Below are 19,834 nucleotides of genomic sequence, written 5' to 3' on the forward strand. Positions count from 1 at the left end.
GAAAAGCCGTTAACGATTAGTTAACGGCTTTTCAAATGTGCTGTGTATATAATTGTTTAAGGGAAAATACCCATTGCGTAATAACTATCGCGAATTTTATTGATTGCTACAGCAAAGGCAGCTGTCCGCAGGGTTTTGACATCCTTATTATTGATCTTGAAATCGCGGATAGCGCGATAGGCCACAATCATGGTGTCTTCCAAACCTGAATTTACTAAATCAATTTCATCGGCACCGTGAATCAATTTTTCAATTCTTTTAGCATCTACTTTTGTTCCTGTCAACTCCTCAACCAGTGTGATAAAATTTTTCTGATGTTTTTCTTCATATCGCTTTTGCATTCTGCCAAAACGAACGTGTGAAAGATTTTTGAGCCATTCGAAATAAGAAACCGTGACACCTCCTGCATTGGTATAGATATCGGGGATAATCATCACTCCCTTTTGATCAAGGATTGCTTCTGCCACAGGAGTAACCGGTCCGTTGGCTGCTTCAGCAATAATTTTTGCTTTTATCCGAGGGGCATTTTCTTCGGTAATCTGTTTTTCTAAAGCTGCAGGTATCAGAATGTCGCACTCGAGTTCAAGAGCATGAAGGCTATCTGGGATAAACTTTGCATTCGGAAATCCTTCTATTGTTCCTTTTAAGTTCCGGTAGTTTAAAACCCTCATCAGGGTCAATCCCCTGTTCATTAATAACCGCGCCTTCTCTTTCAGCAATAGCAATGATTTTTGCCCCATACTCTACAATGAATTTGGCTGCATGATAACCCACGTTACCTAACCCCTGCATAATAACGCGCTTCCCTTCCAAACCGATACCAAGACCTAGTTTCTCCATATCCTCTTTATATGAGCAGACTTCGTTCAGGGCATATACCACACCTCTGCCGGTCGCTTCGGTTCTTCCTTTAATGCCGTTCAGAGAAACAGGCTTGCCGGTGACACAACCATAGCCATCCAGTTCGCCAGGACGCAAAGTCATGTAGGTATCAAGAATCCAAGCCATTTCTCTTTCACCCGTTCCATAATCTGGTGCGGGCACATCTATACCGGGGCCGATAAAATTTTTCTTTACCAATTCTGCAGTATAACGACGGGTAATATTTTCTAAAATTTCAGGTGAAGTATCTCTTGGTGCAATTTTTATTCCCCCTTTTGCACCTCCGAAAGGCACATCAACTAAGGCACATTTATAAGTCATGAGCGCCGCCAAAGCCATCACCTCATCCTGATCTACACGCATGGAATAGCGAATACCTCCTTTGGTCGGAGTACGGTGATGAGAATGCTGCACACGATACGCTTCTATCACTCGAACTTCTTTCCCCCATTTGACCGGGAAATTCATTTTATAAATGCTATTACATGCTTTGATTTGATCCAACAGCCCTTTAGGGGCACCGGTAAAAGGTGCCGCATTATCAAAATAATAGGATACACTTTCAGAGAAACTTAGTTTCTCCAAATTTATCTTTTTGCTTTTTTCAGCCATAAGTTGTAGGTTTTTATTATAAAAAAAAGAGAACGCAAATTGATGCCTTTTTCCTCCGAATTTCCAAATGATTTCTAACTAATTAACTCTTTTGTTTTTGTTCCATTGTTTTCAACCTTCTTTCTATGTTGAAAAGAAAGACTATAAGAAAGGTAAGGATGATAAAAAGTACTGCCAAAACCACATAAATTTTCAAGTCCCAAGTAATAAATTGTTCTCTGTTGGATTCGGCATCGCCCTGTGCATGAGCAAAGAATAGACATAGGATTAAAGCGAGGCTAGGGATATATCGTTTCATTTTATTTGTTTTTGATGAATAAGTTGCATTCGAATAAGAATAGATAAGAACCAGAAGCCCAGAAGAATCCAACCAATGACAGCAGGGTAGAAGAACATCCGAAGAGTGCTGTCCAAATCATACTTGCTGAAAGCTGGATTGCCTCCGTTACCGGGGTGCATTGAATCTGTCAATCGAGGAAGTACAAATACACAAAAGATAAATACCACAAAAGCTACAACGTTAAACATAGCGGCGATTCGAGTGATTTTCTTCTTATCGGCAAATGAATTTCGAATGACCATGTATGCAACGTAGAAAATAATAGCTACCAATGCCGCTGCCATTTTGATGTCTTCCAGCAATAATTTCATAATAACATCTAACCAGTCAACCCCAATGTACCAAGTGTATTTTGCCCAGACCAAGCCCGTGAAGTATCCACAGGCACTGAATACCAACGCTACAATTACGCTTTGATGTGCATACATATCCCACTTTGGGTCTCCTTTAATAAGGAAAAGAATACTCCAGATGAATGAAGCAAATACCAGCATGGTCATTACAAACCACATAGGAACATGAAAGAAAGTATTGCGGATTGTTTCGTATAAAATTTCTCGATAGGGGAAGCATGTCAAATTATGTTTGTTGTTGTTTACTTCCGGTATTGACAACGTAGCACCACTTTTGAATGAACTATCTTCCCGAGTTGTTTTAACTAAGACTAAAGCATCGCGTAACGAAAAGGTTCCATCCACATCATCATTTATCACGACGTCAAAGTTTGAAGAGCCCAGATCTTTTGCTTGGAATTGACTTAAACCAAATGTTGCGGAAAGTGTCTTGTTGTCGAGAACCTGAAGTGAGATGGGGGAATAAAAACGGCTCTTATTTTTGAACCACAATTGCAGTTTGCCCACTTTGTGTGAGGTGAAATGTGTATTAAAGCCGGTGATTCGGATTACATAAGAGGTATCGGCATATATGATAGACGGATGGACTTTTGTAATCCCCGGGCCTAGCGGGATAAAAAAACTTCCTATTAATACATATACTAACAGTGCCGCACAAAGCCACTTCCACCACCTTTGATAAATCCAGTTCATCTATTGATTAGTCTTTTATTTTGGCGATCTGATTTTCATCGAACGTATATCATTCCATGTTTTCCGCCTACGAATCATGTATCGTCCGCATTAATTTACGGGGCAAATATATTCAAATGGTAAGGTGCCGTAACAAATTGTTTCCAATATATTTTACAATCTTTAATCGCTAATAAATAATAGCCATTAGTAGAGTTGTATTTGATAGAGCGAAAATGCTTGTTCATTAGGTTTAAGCGAAACTTATGGCATGGACAATCTTGATTTTTATCGTCTTGGTATCTGCCTTTCTATATTAGTGAATTTGGAAATAATCATTGTCTGAAAGTATGTGTTATAAAAAGAGCAGCTATAAGTAGGTCTCAGACTTTGCGGTTTCATCCGGTTCTTTGCCAAATTGTCATCTTCTCTTTCCATTTTTGACCGACTTATGTCTATTCGGTACCCATCTCTAACTATTCGGTACCGTTTAGTAAGAGACAGGTACCTGTTCGTAGCTACTCAGTCCCTGTTAGCCAAAGATAGGTGCCTGTTCGTTGCTATTCGCTCCCTGTTAGCTAAAGACTGGTCCCTGTTCGCAGCTACTTGGTCCCTGTTAGCAAGAGATAGGTCCTTGTAATCGGCAATTCGGTACCTGTTAGCTACTACTCGGTCCCTGTTAGCCAGAGATGGGTGCTTGTTAGCTAAAGTTGTGGAGTCTGTACAATGATTATGGCTAAATTCTTACAAATACGTTTTGGTTGAGTGCGTTACAAAATTGAAACTTAGAAGGAATTATGAACCCTTACTATCTTTTTACGGTTTAATTTGTTAAATGAATTGAAAAGGATAATTCTATACAATCATCCCGATTTTATTTATATTTTTGTATCAATAAAATTGATAAGACATGAAAAATGAAAAAGCAAAACTACCGCAACAGGTACTGGTTATTAACTCCGATAAAGGTTCGGATAAAATTTCGGTTGAATTAAGTACGATAAAACGTGCTGCATTAACATTAAGGGCATTATATCATCCATTAAGAAAAACGATATTGGAGCTCATTCAGGATAACGGTGAATCTATCGTAACTGATATATATAAGAAGATGAAGATAGAGCAATCCGTTTGCTCTCAGCATCTGGCTATTTTAAGAAGAGCAGAAGTAGTCACTACGCGCCGTAATGGAAAGCAGATTTTCTATTCTGTGAATCCTAAAAGAATTGGTGAAATCTATGATTTAGCAAAATCGTTGGCTCAAAGAACCGTGAAGTAAAAGATTGGTTTTCCAAAAATGCTGAACGCCGTGTCGCACAAACACGGCGTTTTTCTTTGAATCAACCAGATATAATAATTATTCTGAAATTGCATTAATCAATGCCAAGAAAGGAGTGATTTTTCTTGTGTTTGTGGGCATTTCACCTGAAATCATTGCAACGATTATTAATGATGCTTTTTGGTGTGTCCGATTCGGAATTTGAAATGTGAATAAATATCTTCGACAGTTTTCTGAAACGGATTCTTTTTTGTATTTTCATCGTGTAACTTTGCAGGGAGGTTGCCGTACGTATAAAGGTCAGTTATTTTTGCGTGGTTTTGTTCTGAGATATTGAAGAGAAAAACTAAAGTGATAGCAGATGCAACAGGATACAGTTTGATTAGCATCTATTATTAACGAGATTGAATAAAACAAAGCGATTGAAAAGAATTTTAACCATCTTATTCTTTGGAGGTATTTTGTTTCAGGGCAGAGTCTTGGCACAGGTACAAGCTTTGTCTATTGCCGATTCGCTTGTAAGTTGTGGAAAGCTTACGGTAACTTTTCAGGATGTATCTACCGGCAACCCAACGTCATGTTCGTGGGATTTTGGCGATGGGACTTCTCCAATACAAAACTGTGGAACCCTGACTCATACCTATACTGCACCTGGTGTTTACAATGTTGTGCATTCAGTTTCAGACGGCACGAACACTAGTACTGAGTCTATTCTTATCCGCGTTTATCGAGGTCCGCAGGCAGAGTTTGTATCTTTCGACCTCTCGGGCTGCTCACCCCACTGCGCCACCTTCACTAACCAAACTATTGTCGGTGAAAGTGCCATAAGCCAAGTGGTTTGGGATTATCAGGATCCCTCCCCAACCACAAATTATAATGGCTCGCACTGTTATAATAATCCGGGTTCTTATAGGGTGTCTTTATTTGTTAGGGACATAAATGGTTGTGAATCCAAAATCGTTAAGGATAATTATATAGCTGTCCGGCCAAGACCTCGGGTCACTTTAACAGCCAACCCTGCTTTTTCATGTAATGCACCATGGAATGTTGTATTAACTGCCACTATTACATCTCCAACTACTCCTGATTATACGTATAAATTTTTTGTGTTGGGGACCGGCACACCGAGAGTCGTCGGGCCTACTTCGGCTACTAGTGCTACTATAAGCAATATTTACCCCAACGGTATTTATAACGCTTATGTGGAGGTAGAAGATGCCAACGGTTGCAAAGACACTTCCTTTTTTCGCATTGAAATCACCGACTTGGTGGCTGGTTTTAGACCTGCAAACGACAGTGGATGTGTGGGCGTGCCGATACAATTTTGTGATACATCAAATTTCGCCTCTAGTTGGGATTGGGATTGGGGTGATGGCTCAGCACACTCAACCGTCAAGTGTCCGAATAAAAGTTATGCTACTCCCGGGTGTTATGATGTAACGCTTATCATTCGCTATAACACTTGTAGAGATACTATTACCAAAATTAATGTTATATGCATTTTCCCTCCTCCTAATTTTACATTTAGTGCCAACCAAACATATAATTGCACCGCTCCGTTCAATGTAAACTTCACTGCCGTACCCAGCAGTGGGATTATTACGAATTACGCCTGGGATTTTGGAGATGGTTCCCCGACAGTTAACACAACCGGACCTACTTCATCTCATACCTATACTACAGCCACTAGTTTTACGGTTAAAGTTACTGCTACCAGTAATCAGGGCTGCTCGGTAACGAAAACCCTAACGAACTATATTAAGATTAAAGATGTAACCGCCCGTTTTACTACAAGTATTGATTCGGGTTGCACTCCTCTTTCCGTGCGTTTTACCAATACGAGTATTGGACAGGCTCCACTAAGTTATTACTGGATATTTGGTGACGGTGCTAACGATAATGTAGCAAGTCCCACCCATGTATTCAGTATAACAGGAAATTACAAACCGATATTGATTGTTACCAATGGCTCGGGTTGCAAGGATACTTTTGTGTTTCCAAGAATTATTAAGGTAGGGTCACCTATCAGGCCTTCGTTTACCGCCAATCCGTTGATTCAATGTATTGACCAACCGGTTATTTTCACTAATACCACCAATGTAGCAGGCATCAATCCTCCACCTCTTTTTACCTGGTTCTTTGATTTGCCAAAAAGTAATGCCGCTGCTGGGCCTCCTGGTCCATTTACACCAACCAAGACTAAAACTTATTCAGATACTGGTTGCTATGATATTAGACTTAGGATTACTAGTCAAGGCTGTATAGCAGATACCACGCTGACTCAATATGTCTGCATTGTTTTACCCAAGGCTGACTTTGACTTTGTGGCGAATTGTGGAAATGCATTAATTGATACATTTAAGAGTAAATCACAAGGAGCCGATTTATATAGTTGGGATTTCGGTAGCGGCCCTAGTCCCTTCAGCCCTTCAGATTCCATTCACATTCACCAATTTTCTCCCGCGGGGACTTATTCGGTATTGCACATCGTTAAGAATAATGCTACCGGTTGTGTTGATTCCCTCCGCAAAACGGTTAACGTAGGTGTCTCAACCATTGGCTTCACAGCAGATACTTTATCCGGCTGTCGTTCCCTCACGGTGCACTTTCGCGATACTTCGGTTTACTCTAATACCTGGCGATGGAATTTTGGCGATACCGCAAGCAGTACAAATACCTCCTCGTCAAAAAATCCTACGCATATATTCACCCGTTCGGGCAGTTATACTGTTACGCTGGTCATAAATCCAGGAGGCGATTGCCCGGATACCCTGCGCAAGGTGGCTTATATCACGGTATATGGAATTACGGTTGGCTTTGAGGCCATTCCCGCTTTCGGCTGTGTTCCGCTTAACCCGACATTCAGAGATACAAGCGCCTCCTATATGGGTACCATCAACTCCTGGTTATGGACTTTTGGCGACCCTACTACAGGTTCCTTTGATACCTCAATAGTTCAGAACCCGAACCATACTTACAATAATCTAGGCGATTACACAGCGCGCTTACGCGCTACTGATACCAGAGGATGTTCGGCAACTGTTACCCGTCCAGTCCACGCAGCAAAGACAAATGCCGATTTTTCTTCCGATACTGCTGTTTGTCCCGGCGACTTGGTGACGTTCACTAATCTATCTACTAACTCAAACGTTTCGTACTGGAACTTTGGCGATCCAAGCTCTTCGAGTAATCTCTCTACAGATATAGATCCCACCCATGTGTTCACTAACATGGGTATATACACTATAACCTTGATTGCCGTCAACGATACCTTTGGCTGCTCAGATACTATACGTCGAAATATTAATGTTTCGCAGCCTTATGTGAATTTTTACGACACCTCCGGCTTTGCCCCCTGTCCGCCGTTTCCGGTTCGGTTCTTCAATACTTCTGCCCTGCGTCCGGGTTATAAGTTTATTTGGGATTTCCATGATCAGCCGAACCCAATTGACAGCATCACCTTTGACCCTATCCATGTTTTCTTTTATCCTGGGGACTACGATGTGAGCCTTACTTTGACCGATTCAATCGGAGGTTGCACCGTTACCCGAACCTATGAAGACCGGATCAAAATCCGGGGACCGATTGGAAACTTTACTGCCAGCACCGACAGCGGCTGTACCCCGCTCACGGTATGTATCAGTGGCAATCTGCAAAATACATTCTCACTTGTTGTAGATATGGGCAACGGGGTAGTTTTACCTTATGACAATTTAACTGGACACCAAGTCGCTCCCAATGTGTGCTATACTTATGACAGTTCCGGGACTTTTTTCCCCACCTATATTCTTCGCGACAGCTTGAATTGCACAGTTGCTTACCCGGTAGATACCATCACCGTAGGCAGCTTTCCCTATCCAAATTTAGAAAGCGATACAACGGTCTGCGAGGGAAATTATGTACAGTTTAATTTAACCCCTGGTGACCGATATTTATGGAGATCGAAACCAACGCCTCATTACCTCAGTTGCATTGATTGTGCTGACCCCATTAGCTCTTCGCCCGACACCGTCACTTATTATGTGACCGTCACCTCCGGTGTCGGCTGTGTGGCTCGCGATACCATAACTATTAATGTGGATCCGCTGCCGTCCCTCTCTCCCGGTATTGACTTCCGTATTTGTCCGGGCGACACCCTGCAATTGAACGCCGGTAACGGTGTGGCTACTGCCGTTTGGAGTCCACCATTGTTCATGGAGGATTCAAACAAGGTCAATCCTAAAGTTTGGCCTTCAGATACTATGCAATACCGCGTAACGGCTTTCAACAAAACTGGATGTTCTATTTCCAAAGTTGTCAATGTTTATCCCATCCAAAACGTAACGGGTACTGTGTCGCCGCGCGACACGCTAGTCTGTGAAGGTGAAGCCGTCGGTTTCCGCGCACAGGTGCTCAATGCTTCCATCAACGATACCTCTATTGTTTGGTCACCTTCCAAATATCTCAACGCTACCGGTATTTTTGATCCTATCATGCGGGCTCCGGCGGGCAACTACACCTATTTTGTCAGCATCAGCAGTGCTGGCTGCACACCATACAAGGACAGCGTCCATGTTCTGATTTCTCCCTACCCGGATCTTCAGGCGGGCGATAACGTGACCGTCACCGAAGGGACTACTGTTAATCTCTGGGCATCCTCCGGCTCCAATGTGGTTTATACCTGGACGCCTAGCATAGATTCTCTTTCTTGCACTCTTTGTCGCAGGCCATCGTTTGCGCCTAGGGTTTCGCAGTACGTATATGTAGATGTAACTAACAAGTACGGCTGCGTCGCACGCGATTCGGTTTATATTAATGTCGTGGCTTGCAATGACAGCGCTGTATTTGTGCCCAATACCTTTACTCCAAATAGCGACAACCGCAACGACGTGCTTTACGTGCGCGGCGTCGGAATCAGTCAACTCAACTTCTTCCGCATCTTTGACCGCTGGGGACAACTCGTTTGGGAAACATCCGACATCGGACAGGGATGGGACGGCTCCATTCGTGGAACAATCGGCAACACTGCCACCTTTGTCTATACCCTTCAGGCAATATGCACCAACGGCCAGCTAATAGAGAAACAAGGAAACGTCACCCTGATTCGATAAACCATTTGCTCTTTTATCTTTCAGAGATAAACTACACGTCATTCATCATTCAGATATAGCTATGCCCTGGATTCTGGGTTACCTTTATAGCGTTGATGTCAAGCAATCTGGCTTTATTCATGTTTGCCGTTTGCAAATGATAAACCCTCTGATTTCAGAGGGTTTTGAATACTCCAAGTGATTCTGTCGGGATTCGAACCCGAGACCCATACATTAAAAGTGTATTGCTCTACCAGCTGAGCTACAGAATCGAACCTTTTTTCTTTTTAAAAGAGGCGCAAATATAGATTCTTTGATGAAAAATAAGAGAGAGAAATGATTTTTTTTCAGATAATAGAAACAAAACCACGGTCACCGGTAAATGGGGGACCGCAGAGATTGAAATATCCAACAAAGACTACATGAAAATCTTCAACACATCACCTACCCTGATCGGGCGGCTGAGAACGTTGCTGTTATCTGCTTTGAGTTTATCAACGCTCACGCCGTCGTAACGATTGGCGATGCTCCAAAGCGTATCGCCCGGTTGCACCACGTGTTTCACGCAATGGCAACTTTTATCCATCGTGATTGCCGGAGCGCTTTGAGTCACCTGAACCGTTTCAACCGTGTCTTCCACTTTTTCTGAAGTCGCATGATCTATACTGTCCGCAGTCATGATCGCCGCCTGAATTGAATCACTCATCAGAATTTCTGAAGGCCGTTCAATGACCTTCGGTGCAAAAGCCCGTGCATAGTTTGGCGATTCGGTAACTGCAGCCTGAATCACAATCTTTAATTTTTGTCCGTTATATACGGCCGAACTTTTTAAACGATTATCTCTTTTAATGGTGCTGGCCGATACTCCATACTTAGCCGCAATCTTTCCTAAACTTTCGCCGCTTTTCACCTTGTGATACACTGTGCGACCCATGCTGAACACCGGTTGAATTTCTTTGATAATCAAAGCCGAGTCCACCATAATCTCAGTTTCCTTTGCTTCAAATAAAGTGAAGTATTTGACCGGAAGGTTGAGTGGAAAACCATTTTGCGTATAGGGAACAATGCCTGCGCGAACGCTCGGATTTAGAAACTGCAATTCATCCAAAGGAATATTCAGCGTGTTAGAAATATGCTCCAACCGCACCTTGGCAGAAATCACTACCGTATCCACGATATACAATTCTCTTCTCGGCTCGGCAGAAACCAATTTATAATCTGCATAATTATTCATCACATACACCGCCGCGATGTATGTAGGCACATAACTGCGCGTTTCAGCCGGCAGATAATTCATAATCGCCCAGAAATTCTTGATACCTCCCGAACGGGCAATAGCTTTGTTCACATTCCCCGGCCCCGAATTATACGCCGCCAACACTAGGTGCCAGTCGCCATACATTTCATACAACTTCAACAAATAATCTGCTGCTGCCTCCGTCGCCTTTATCGGGTCGCGGCGCTCGTCAATGTATGAATTGGTCTTCAACCCCAACATCGTGCCCGTGCCATACATAATCTGCCACAAGCCAGTAGCACCCGCCCGCGAAACCGCTACCGGATTGAAAGCCGACTCAACAATCGGCAAATATTTAAACTCAATCGGAATCCCTTTTCTATCCAATATCTCTTCAAAAATCGGAAAATAAATCTGCGAATTGGCCAGACAACGCGCCATCAAACCACGACGCTTATAGGCAAAGAAATCTATAAACTGCTTCACCGTGCTGTTATATTGGAGCGGCACCATAGACGGAATCAGCCTCATCTTTTCCTCAATCTGCTTATCGGTAAACCGCGGAATAGCACTTTGAGGCATATCAATACTCGCCACCAACTGCTCGTCCGTCACAAAAAACTTATCGCGCGTAAAAAGCGAATAGGACATACTGTCCAGCATCATAATCACCGGGTCGGTGGCGCAAGAGGCTTTCGACCCCTCATTATTACCAAAAGCTGGAACAAAAGCCAGCCCCAAAAATATTGCCAAAAGTCCCTTGAAAGATGTACGTTTCATCATCAGCTATAATTTATCTACAAACTTAACGAAAACAAGGTCCGGATTATTGCATAACCCGGCCTCTTAATATTATTTAACCGTCCGCGAAGGTAAAAGGTTACGTTTTAATCGTTAAAGTTTTATGAACGCTTACTTATTTTCACTGTAAACTATAAGCGACAGTCGAATAAATCGGCCGGAAAATGATGATGGCGGCAGCCGGGCTTTCGCCTATATCTTTTTCTTAACTCTAAAATTATTTTGGAAAGAAAAAGGATGCTGGCTCTATCCCTGCCGCAGTGTAGAGACGCAATATTTTGCGTCTCTACACGAATGCAAAATACAGACATAATATATTACGTCTATCGTGGCCCAGACGCAAAATATTGCGTCTCTACGTATTATCCGGTTCTATATCTATGTTGGTCACCAATTTCTTGTGTGCCTCGATGACAATATTTTTCGTAGCAGTTTTATGATGTTCCTTCGTGGCAATCAGCGAATCGTTACCGGTAGGCACCCCGTCCACAAAGACGAAGGTACCGGTGCTGTCTGTAACGCTTACTAAATCTACATTGGCCAGTTTCACCTCTACACCTTCTTCCGGCACACCGGTCACCAGATTCTTCACCACACCGGTTATCTTAAATTCATCGCCCTCTTGAATATTGTTGTACGGACCGGGCAATAAATACTCGTGCCGCTTGGCATAGTCGTCTTTATAAAGTGTTTTGCTGGCGCGGCTGATGACCTGCAACACCATCCATAAATCATTATAAACACCAATGCGCGACTGCGTTTTTGTAGGCCGCTCTTTGATGGCTTTGTTCTGCGCCGTGTTGGCCACATTAAAGGCGGTGAGCGACAAGGTCGCATCGGACACGACACCAGCCGGAATATTGACCGCCGCCAACTCCACACTGTATTTTCCGAGCGCGGCGATAAAGGCAGTCATAAATTCATTGACCTTGCTCTGCTGTGTATCCATGATTTTATAATCATCATTTCCGAACTCGTTCCACACCGATTTTTTATTCGGGAAAGCCTTTTCGATAAAATATTTTACGTTTTGATATTGCGCCTTGCATTCATCCCATCGGGTTTGCATTTCTTCGGTCAACTGTTGAATCTGGTCTTGCACCGTTTCGTCGGTTTCGATGTTCATCGCCGCCGTAAGTTTGGCCTGAAAATCTGTTTCAAAACTGCCGCCAAAATCGGCATCGAAGCCGATAAAATCTGCCGTGTCATCAACAAATAATTCGTGCATCACTTGCGCCTCTTCCACCATCCGCGAGTCTTTGATGCCGCCATAAAGCCTATTTACCTGTGTCGTTCCCATGTTTTGTTCGTTTATCTCTATTAATACGAAGCAAATATAAGGAAGGTTTCATTGATTACTTAGGTTATTTTCAAATTTTATTGACAATTTAATAAAATATGTAGGCAATATGTAAATTTGATGACCATCTATAATGAAGTATGGACACAATATATTGAACATAGAGCTACATTTAATTAAAAAGCTAGGCAATTTATCGAAGAATCTACACCATTTGTCTTACTTTCTTTATCAATTCGGACAAAGGGTGTATATTGTTCATTAAATTGAGTGGCCATTTTGTCAAATTGGTAGTATTTTTCTAAAATAAGCATATTGAAACTACAAAAGTCTTAAAGACTTTTGTAGTTTATACAGTCTTTGAGACTTTTGTTTTTGACTTTATTTCGCGCAGAGGGCGCAGAGTAGCTGGGAACACAGAGAAGATTCAGTAAAAAGATTTGAGGCTCTGCATCTCTGCGCTCTCCGCGTGAAATGTATTCATTCGGTCGCTCCGATGGAGCTTGTATAGAGTGGGTTATTTACTTCTACCAAAAGATAGTTCCTACGGAACTTGATGGCAGCTATTCACGAATGTTTGCTTATGGTGGTTTTCAATCCGTAGGATTGATGCCTTTGGTAGAAAAGCGAATATCCATCTATCTAATCCTGTAGGGATGAGCGATATTGAAACTACAAAAGTCTTTGAGACTTTTGTTTTTGACTTTATTTCGCGCAGAGGGCGCAGAGTAGCTGGGAACACAGAGAAAATACAGTTAAGAGATTCGAGGCTCTGCATCTCTGCGCCCTCCGCGTGAAATGTATTCATTCGGTGGCTCCGATGGAGCTTACACAGTGGAGACTATTTATTTCTACCAAAAGATAGTTCCTACGGAACTTGATGGATGCTATTCACGAATGTTTGTTTATGGTGGTTTTCAATCCGTAGGATTGATGCCTTTGGTAGAAAAATGAACATCCATTTTTCTAATCCCGTAGGGATGAGCGATATTGAAACTACAAAAGTCTTTGAGACTTTTGTTTTTGACTTTATTTCGCGCAGAGGGCGCAGAGGAGCTGGGAACACAGAGAAAATACAGTTAAGAGATTCGAGGCTCTGCATCTCTGCGCTCTCCGCGTGAAATGTATTCATTCGGTCGCTCCGATGGAGCTTACACAGTGGAGACTATTTACTTCTACCAAAAGATAGTTCCTACGGAACTTGATGGCAGCTATTCACGAATGTTTGTTTGCGGTGGTTTTCAATCCGTAGGATTGATGCCTTTGGTAGAAAAATGAACATCCATTTTTCTAATCCCGTAGGGGGCCTTTGGGGGGGGGGGGGCGAGGGGCTGAGTGGGTTCATAGCCCGGGGCTTGTGGCGGCGGTGGTTTTCAATCTGTAGGATTGATGCCTTTGGTAGAAAAACGAACATCCATTTTTCTAATCTCGTAGGGATGAGCGATGGGGATATCATAGAATGCGGCAGCGATTCCATCCCTTAGAGGAATGGAATCGCTTATATCCTCACATCGCCATTTCCTCCAGCCATTTTCGCAGCACTTTCTCCTTCCTCATCATCCTCAGATAATCTTCCTCGCTGCCGCTTGCTTTCCATTCAAACATTTGGCGAAGGGAGCGTTGCAGCGCTTTGTCGGCGCGAAGTGCTTTTTCATTCGCCATCAAAAGAACCGCCCAGTTCTTCAGTACAAAAGCGAGGTTCTTGTCTTGGTAAGCCTTTTTGAGATGGAGTAATTTGATGAGGCGCTCAAAGCATTGTTCATCGGCGGCTTTGCGGTCGCCATTATACTGGTCTTTAATCAATCGCGCATAAACAATGCTCAGGTCGGTGGCATCAAACTTTGCAGGCTTTCCCTCGAGGAGGAGTTCCATGCGCGAGTCGGCTAGCTTTTTGAGCACCGGTGCCGGGCTGCGGTATTTTGGGTGAGCAATCCGTTTTGCATTTTCTTCCTGTGCCAGCATTTTCTGTTGGCTCTTTATGGGTTCAAAGCCCAAAGAATGATAGAGCCAAAACGCACCAGAATCTATGCCGTCTTTATTGTGTTTTCCAATCTGGTAAGGGTCCACGCTGAATCGCTTGAGCTGATAAACCTGTCGGTGCAGTTCTAGTATCTGCCCGAAAAGATATTGCGACTCGCCACCGCGATAGGCGGGAAAAACATTCAAGCCAATCCGCCCGCTGTCAAACAACAACCATGAACCGGCATAGGCTATTGGCATGCCGTTTTTGAAGGCAACATAACCCATGTAGTTGTCAATCGGGTGTCGCCGCGCAGGTGCCATGCCAAACAGCGCCACCGTAAGTCCACGAGACAATTGGTAATAGGAAACCAGATCAGGTTGGGTAAAAGTGATGGGGTCTATCTCGCGGATGTGGCGCAACAAAACCATGCGGCTGCAATCAATAATCTGTTGTGCTTCATCCGCCCGCAAATGGAGGAGTTTTGGTTTTTCCTGCGCATGGTCTTTCAACTCGGCTTTGCGCACCAGCGAGCGGTGATAAAAAGGTTGATACAAAGTATCGGGCAAACCTACCGGTAGGGATAGACGGGTGTTGGTATAAATCAGGAGCGAGTTCCAGAGTTCGTCGCGCACCTCCGGCCTCATATCTGCCTGATCGAAAACGCGGAGGAGCGTATCGAGCATATTTCCACCCTCCGGTGTCATTTTCTGTAGCCATGATTTCCAATCGTCGTTTTCATCTTGCAGAATTTCAGATTCTACTTTGGGAAGCACTACCGAAAGCACAGCACTAATCTGCCCTTCATCGGCATCTATAGAATTCAAGGAAACCAGATGGGGAAAGCGCGCCTGTAACCATCGGCAGACTTCGAAGCCAAAGGCAGCGCACATCGTCGTGCCATTCAAGCCGCTATTGCCTAATTGATATTGCCGGTTTTCATCTTCCTCTATGGTTTGAACTAATTGATTCAAGGCATTTTTGGCCAACGTAAAGATTTCTTTGTCATCCGGATAGGCCATCAGGAACTGGAGGTCGTGATAAAACTGACCTATTTCATCTGTTCGGTGAAGGTGTGAGGGCTTAATGCGCTGGAGTAGTTTCTTTTTCAACGACTGAAATTCAGTGCCATATTGATGGCGGATGCTGCTAAGGCGGGCAAGGGCTTCGGTGCTAATCCTGTGAGTCATGTTTTGCTTTGTGCTAAAAATATCCAATTTTTATTTCCGTCGGGGTGGTCGGTAGCAGGTGATAGACTAAGATTCGCCTTCTTGCGTTTTATAAACGATAGCTGTGGGGAAAACCTATAATGTGCCAAAACCAAAAAATTGCATATTCGCGCCTTCATAAAACAAGAAATATAAATCATGAAAAAACTATTGCTTGCCTTTACCCTCTGTGCATTTGCTTTGTCTGGTTTCAGCGCAGAGTCTGAATCAGTACTTCATTTCCGTAACATCTATTGGGGAACCAAGATGGATTCGGTGTGGAGAGACGGAAAGAAACTAGAATTTCAGAAAGACCGCAACGCGTTGTTGAAGGACGCTTATTTTCTGCCTGGCGATGACCCAATGATCGGGGCGGTGAAATTGGACCGCGTGCTCTATTTATTCAATGACCAAGGACGATTCTATAAAGTATTCCTTCAAGGCAACATTGAGGAGGCAGAAGAGATGAGATTTATCCTGACTTACAAATTCGGTGACTTCCGAAACGAAAGCTATGTGGACGACAGTCACATCATGCAGTGGTTGATCCGCGATGTAACTTTTACACTGAAAGAAGTGGCCAAATCACGTTTTGAATTGACGATTGAAAGCAGTTGGAAAGCCAGCGAAGACTATAAAAAGAACACCAGCGTGAATGATTTTTAAAGAAGGATGATTCATCAGGAAGTATCCCTGTTTCCATGTTGGAAGGCAGGGATTTTTTTTGTTTCAAATCCATTGGGAGGTTATAATCCGTTAAAACATAGAAGGCTTGGGCTTTGTCCTATCTTGTAAATTATATTTTTGCCCGCCAGATAAATTTAAATGAAAAGCGAAGAAGAGAACCCGATACACTATTATAATCCGAATGGCAGAATGAGAACCAGCCCTTACCGTCCACTGATATATGCACTAATTTTATCAGTAGGTGTCTTGATAGGTTTTGTGATTAACAACGCTACCAGCGGAAAAAGAGAAATCTTTTCGCGCGGCTATGATAAGATAGATGATATCATCAACTATATCAACATAAAGTATGTAGACACCGTGAACCGGGAGCAATTGGTGGACAAGACCATAGATAAAATGCTATCTAATCTCGATCCTCACTCTGTATATATCACAGCGAAAAGTGTGGATGAAATGAATGAACCGCTGGAAGGGAATTTTGAAGGGATAGGTATTGAATTCTTTATTGTTCAGGATACGATTACGGTAGTATCCGCTATCTCCGGCGGCCCGTCTGAATCTATCGGATTGAAAGCCGGTGACCGGATTTTGAAGATTAATGACAGTATTGTAGCGGGTATTAAAATCAGTGAGACGGGTGTGAAACAGCGCCTGCGAGGACACAAAGGAACTACGGTAAAGGTGACAGTATTACGCAGCGGCATGAAGAACCTGTTAAACTATGAGATTGTGCGCGACAAAATTCCGCTCTATAGCATAGATGCTTCGTACATGATCAACAAACAAACGGGTTATATCCGCATTGGTAGTTTCAGTGCTACCACTCATGAAGAATTTATGGAGCGAGTAGAAAAGATGAAAGCAGAGGGTATGAAGAAAATGATCATAGACCTTCGTGGAAATCCAGGCGGCTATTTGCAGGCCGCTACCGCTATCGCGGATGAATTGATTAGTGGAGATAAGCTATTGGTCTATACCGAAGGAAAGGCTTATGAAAGACAGGAATATCACGCGAATAAAATCGGAATATTTGAAGAGGGCGCGTTGAGCATTTTGATTGACCAAGGTTCCGCTTCGGCCAGTGAGATTCTTTCAGGGGCCGTACAGGACTGGGATCGAGGAACCATCATCGGCAGAACGTCTTTTGGAAAGGGATTGGTGCAGGAACAATATGCCTTGAAAGACGGTTCGGCGCTTCGTTTAACGGTGGCGAGATATTATACGCCATCGGGTAGAAGTATTCAGCGTTCTTATGCCAATGGCAATGAGCAGTACTACAATGAAATTTACGAACGTTATATGCGCGGTGAATTTGTGCATGAGGATACGGTGAAAATTCAGGATACAGTAGTGTACCGAACCGGAAAGGGGAGAAGGGTATTTGGCGGCGGCGGCATACGTCCTGATGTTTTTGTTCCGGTAGATACGTCGGCAGACAATGAGTATTATTATATGGTTCGGTCTTTTGTCCCTGAATTCGTTTATAAATATACGTCTGAGAATTCAGGCCTTTTGGACAAATTCAAATCACCGGCTGATTTCCAGAAGGACTTTCAGGTGAATGAGGAATTGCTGAACGCTTTTTACCGACATGCTGCTGCCAACGGTTTAAAGGAGGACAGTAAAAAAATAAAGCTGATTGATGATAAGATCAAGAAAATATTGAAGGCCTTTTTGGCAAAGCAGGCTTGGAGAATGGATGGATACTATTATATAATGAATGAGGATGATAAAGTAATCAGCAAGGCTATTGAGGTGATGCAGTAAATTGTTGGATGAGTGGATAAAAACAAAAAAGTCCCGCCTAAGCGGGACTTTTTTGTTTAGCTTTTAAACTGACGATTACTTTTTTGTAGTCGTATCAGTAATGGCCGCAACTGCTGTGTCAACTGCCGCAGCAGTAGTTTCCACAGCGTTTGAGACTGCTTCTGTAGTTTCAGTAGCAGCAGCTTCTGTGGCTTCCTCAGCAGGTTTGTTGTTGCAAGCTGCAAGCGCCATGACGCTAGTTGCAACAAAAGCGAAGAATACTTTTTTCATTTTGTTTTTGATTTTAGGTTAATTAATTGACGGCGCAAATATAGATTTCCTTTTTTATTAATTCCAAACTTTTGCCTGAATATATTATTTCTCCCTAAAGAAGATATTAACAGGCACCCCGTTGAAATCGAAGTTTTTGCGCAGTTGTTTCTCCAGATAGTTGCGGTATGGCTCCCGGATATATTTGGGATGGTTACTGAAAAAGGCAAATGACGGAGTGGGTGTGGGTAACTGGGTGACATATTTTATAGAAACAAGCCTGCCGTCCGTGGCAGGGGGAGTGTGCTGCTCAATTACTTTAAGCATCACTTCGTTCAATTTTGAAGTCGGTATTTTTCTTTTGATATTGACATAGACTTTTTCGATGAGCTCAATTAATTTAAAGACTCTTTGTTTTTCTAAAGCCGAAATGAATAGGATAGGCACATCGTTGAACGGAGCTAGTTTTTCACGGAGAGTATCTTCATAATTCTTGGCGGTATTGGTCTCTTTTTCCATCAAATCCCACTTATTAACCGCCACTATAATAGCCCGATGTTTTTTAACTGCCATCTTATAGATACTCAAATCCTGATGAGTGATTCCTTTCACGGCATCCAGAACAATGATGGCTACGTCTGATTCATCCAGGGCCTTGATTGCCCGGATAACAGAGTAAAACTCCAGATTCTCTTGCACTTTTGATTTACTGCGTATTCCCGCGGTATCAATCAAGATAAACTCTTTGCCAAATTTGTTGAAGCGTGTGTGGACCGAGTCGCGGGTGGTTCCTGCTATATCGGTAACAATGTTTCTTTCCTCACCCAGCATAGTATTGACCAGAGATGATTTCCCTACGTTCGGTTGTCCGATAATACATACCTTCGGAATGTTTTCATCTGCCTTTTCCTCTGGTTCTTCGGGTATTCTTTTCACCACTTCATCCAGCAGTTCGCCTGAGCCGGAACCAGTCATGGAAGCAATGAAGAAGATATTTTCCATTCCCAAGCTGTAAAATTCATTGGCATCATTACGACGCTGTATATTATCTACCTTGTTCACAACCAGCATGACGTTCTTTTGATGCTTCCGGAGAATTTGTGCGAATTCAGCGTCCAACGCCGTAATGCCGGTGGAGGCATCTACAATGAACAGGAGTAGTGATGCTTCGTTGATGGCGATAAGTACTTGTTCACGGATATGCTTTTCAAACACATCTTTAGAATCGGGTACAAACCCTCCGGTATCTATCACATTGAAGACTTTGCCGTTCCAATCGCATTCTCCATAAATACGGTCACGGGTTACACCGCTTAAGTCGTCAACGATTGCTTTCTTTTCTCCTACTAACCGGTTAAAGAGTGTTGATTTGCCAACGTTTGGCCGCCTACTATTGCTACTGTAAATCCCATATT

14 protein-coding genes, 1 tRNA gene and 1 pseudogene are annotated in these 19,834 nt (G+C 43.0%); 7 read left to right on the forward strand and 9 right to left on the reverse strand.

What is annotated here, in order from left to right:
• Positions 1-56: 56 nt before the first annotated feature.
• The 3 genes and pseudogenes from IPP77_06570 to IPP77_06580 form a co-directional block, all read right to left on the reverse strand.
• Positions 57-1,494, reverse strand: a pseudogene (locus IPP77_06570) (Glu/Leu/Phe/Val dehydrogenase).
• An 82-nt stretch (positions 1,495-1,576) separates the two neighbouring features.
• On the reverse strand, positions 1,577-1,792 hold the full coding sequence (locus IPP77_06575; GenBank protein MBL0309332.1) for a hypothetical protein: 216 nt from the start codon (positions 1,790-1,792) through the stop codon (positions 1,577-1,579).
• Positions 1,789-2,880: a hypothetical protein gene (locus IPP77_06580; GenBank protein ID MBL0309333.1), complete on the reverse strand. Its 1,092-nt coding sequence runs from the start codon at positions 2,878-2,880 to the stop codon at positions 1,789-1,791. Before IPP77_06580 ends, IPP77_06575 begins: the two co-directional genes overlap by 4 nt.
• 889 nt (positions 2,881-3,769) lie before the next feature.
• On the opposite strand from IPP77_06580, the gene IPP77_06585 reads away from it, so the two are divergent.
• Together IPP77_06585 and IPP77_06590 are read left to right on the forward strand one after the other, a co-directional pair.
• Positions 3,770-4,138: a winged helix-turn-helix transcriptional regulator gene (locus tag IPP77_06585; GenBank protein ID MBL0309334.1), complete on the forward strand. Its 369-nt coding sequence runs from the start codon at positions 3,770-3,772 to the stop codon at positions 4,136-4,138.
• A gap of 422 nt (positions 4,139-4,560) precedes the next feature.
• A complete protein-coding gene (locus tag IPP77_06590) occupies positions 4,561-9,228 on the forward strand; it encodes a PKD domain-containing protein (GenBank protein ID MBL0309335.1) in 4,668 nt (1,555 codons plus the stop codon).
• Between the two features lie 178 nt (positions 9,229-9,406).
• On the opposite strand, the gene IPP77_06595 is transcribed toward IPP77_06590, so the two are convergent.
• From IPP77_06595 to IPP77_06605, 3 genes are all read right to left on the reverse strand, one after another.
• Positions 9,407-9,479, reverse strand: a tRNA-Lys gene (locus IPP77_06595).
• A gap of 146 nt (positions 9,480-9,625) precedes the next feature.
• Positions 9,626-11,227 carry a transglycosylase SLT domain-containing protein gene (locus tag IPP77_06600; protein ID MBL0309336.1) on the reverse strand — a complete coding sequence of 534 codons (1,602 nt, stop codon included), beginning with the start codon at positions 11,225-11,227 and terminating at the stop codon, positions 9,626-9,628.
• A gap of 373 nt (positions 11,228-11,600) precedes the next feature.
• Complete coding sequence (locus IPP77_06605; protein ID MBL0309337.1) at positions 11,601-12,545, reverse strand: carboxypeptidase regulatory-like domain-containing protein; 945 nt, start codon at positions 12,543-12,545, stop codon at positions 11,601-11,603.
• Between the two features lie 474 nt (positions 12,546-13,019).
• On the opposite strand from IPP77_06605, the gene IPP77_06610 reads away from it, so the two are divergent.
• The 3 genes from IPP77_06610 to IPP77_06620 all read left to right on the forward strand — a co-directional run bounded on the left by IPP77_06610 (position 13,020) and on the right by IPP77_06620 (position 13,823).
• Positions 13,020-13,199 carry a hypothetical protein gene (locus IPP77_06610; protein MBL0309338.1) on the forward strand — a complete coding sequence of 60 codons (180 nt, stop codon included), beginning with the start codon at positions 13,020-13,022 and terminating at the stop codon, positions 13,197-13,199.
• Between the two features lie 144 nt (positions 13,200-13,343).
• Positions 13,344-13,499 (forward strand): hypothetical protein, encoded by a 156-nt coding sequence (locus tag IPP77_06615; protein MBL0309339.1) that lies wholly within the window; start codon positions 13,344-13,346, stop codon positions 13,497-13,499.
• A gap of 168 nt (positions 13,500-13,667) precedes the next feature.
• On the forward strand, positions 13,668-13,823 hold the full coding sequence (locus IPP77_06620; protein ID MBL0309340.1) for a hypothetical protein: 156 nt from the start codon (positions 13,668-13,670) through the stop codon (positions 13,821-13,823).
• Positions 13,824-14,051: 228 nt separating this feature from the next.
• On the opposite strand, the gene IPP77_06625 is transcribed toward IPP77_06620, so the two are convergent.
• Positions 14,052-15,695: a hypothetical protein gene (locus tag IPP77_06625; protein MBL0309341.1), complete on the reverse strand. Its 1,644-nt coding sequence runs from the start codon at positions 15,693-15,695 to the stop codon at positions 14,052-14,054.
• A gap of 177 nt (positions 15,696-15,872) precedes the next feature.
• On the opposite strand from IPP77_06625, the gene IPP77_06630 reads away from it, so the two are divergent.
• Positions 15,873-16,379 carry a hypothetical protein gene (locus IPP77_06630; protein ID MBL0309342.1) on the forward strand — a complete coding sequence of 169 codons (507 nt, stop codon included), beginning with the start codon at positions 15,873-15,875 and terminating at the stop codon, positions 16,377-16,379.
• Positions 16,380-16,538: 159 nt separating this feature from the next.
• Positions 16,539-18,170, forward strand: coding sequence for a S41 family peptidase (locus IPP77_06635; protein ID MBL0309343.1), 1,632 nt, complete (start codon positions 16,539-16,541; stop codon positions 18,168-18,170).
• A 75-nt stretch (positions 18,171-18,245) separates the two neighbouring features.
• Here IPP77_06635 and IPP77_06640 read toward each other — a convergent pair whose 3' ends face one another.
• Together IPP77_06640 and der are read right to left on the reverse strand one after the other, a co-directional pair.
• On the reverse strand, positions 18,246-18,440 hold the full coding sequence (locus tag IPP77_06640; protein MBL0309344.1) for a hypothetical protein: 195 nt from the start codon (positions 18,438-18,440) through the stop codon (positions 18,246-18,248).
• 84 nt (positions 18,441-18,524) lie between these two features.
• Complete coding sequence (der, locus tag IPP77_06645) at positions 18,525-19,826, reverse strand: ribosome biogenesis GTPase Der (protein ID MBL0309345.1); 1,302 nt, start codon at positions 19,824-19,826, stop codon at positions 18,525-18,527.
• Between the last annotated feature and the right edge of the window lie 8 nt (positions 19,827-19,834).

It is taken from the genome of Bacteroidota bacterium (genome assembly GCA_016722375.1).
Taxonomy (GTDB): domain Bacteria; phylum Bacteroidota; class Bacteroidia; order Chitinophagales; family LD1; genus Bog-950.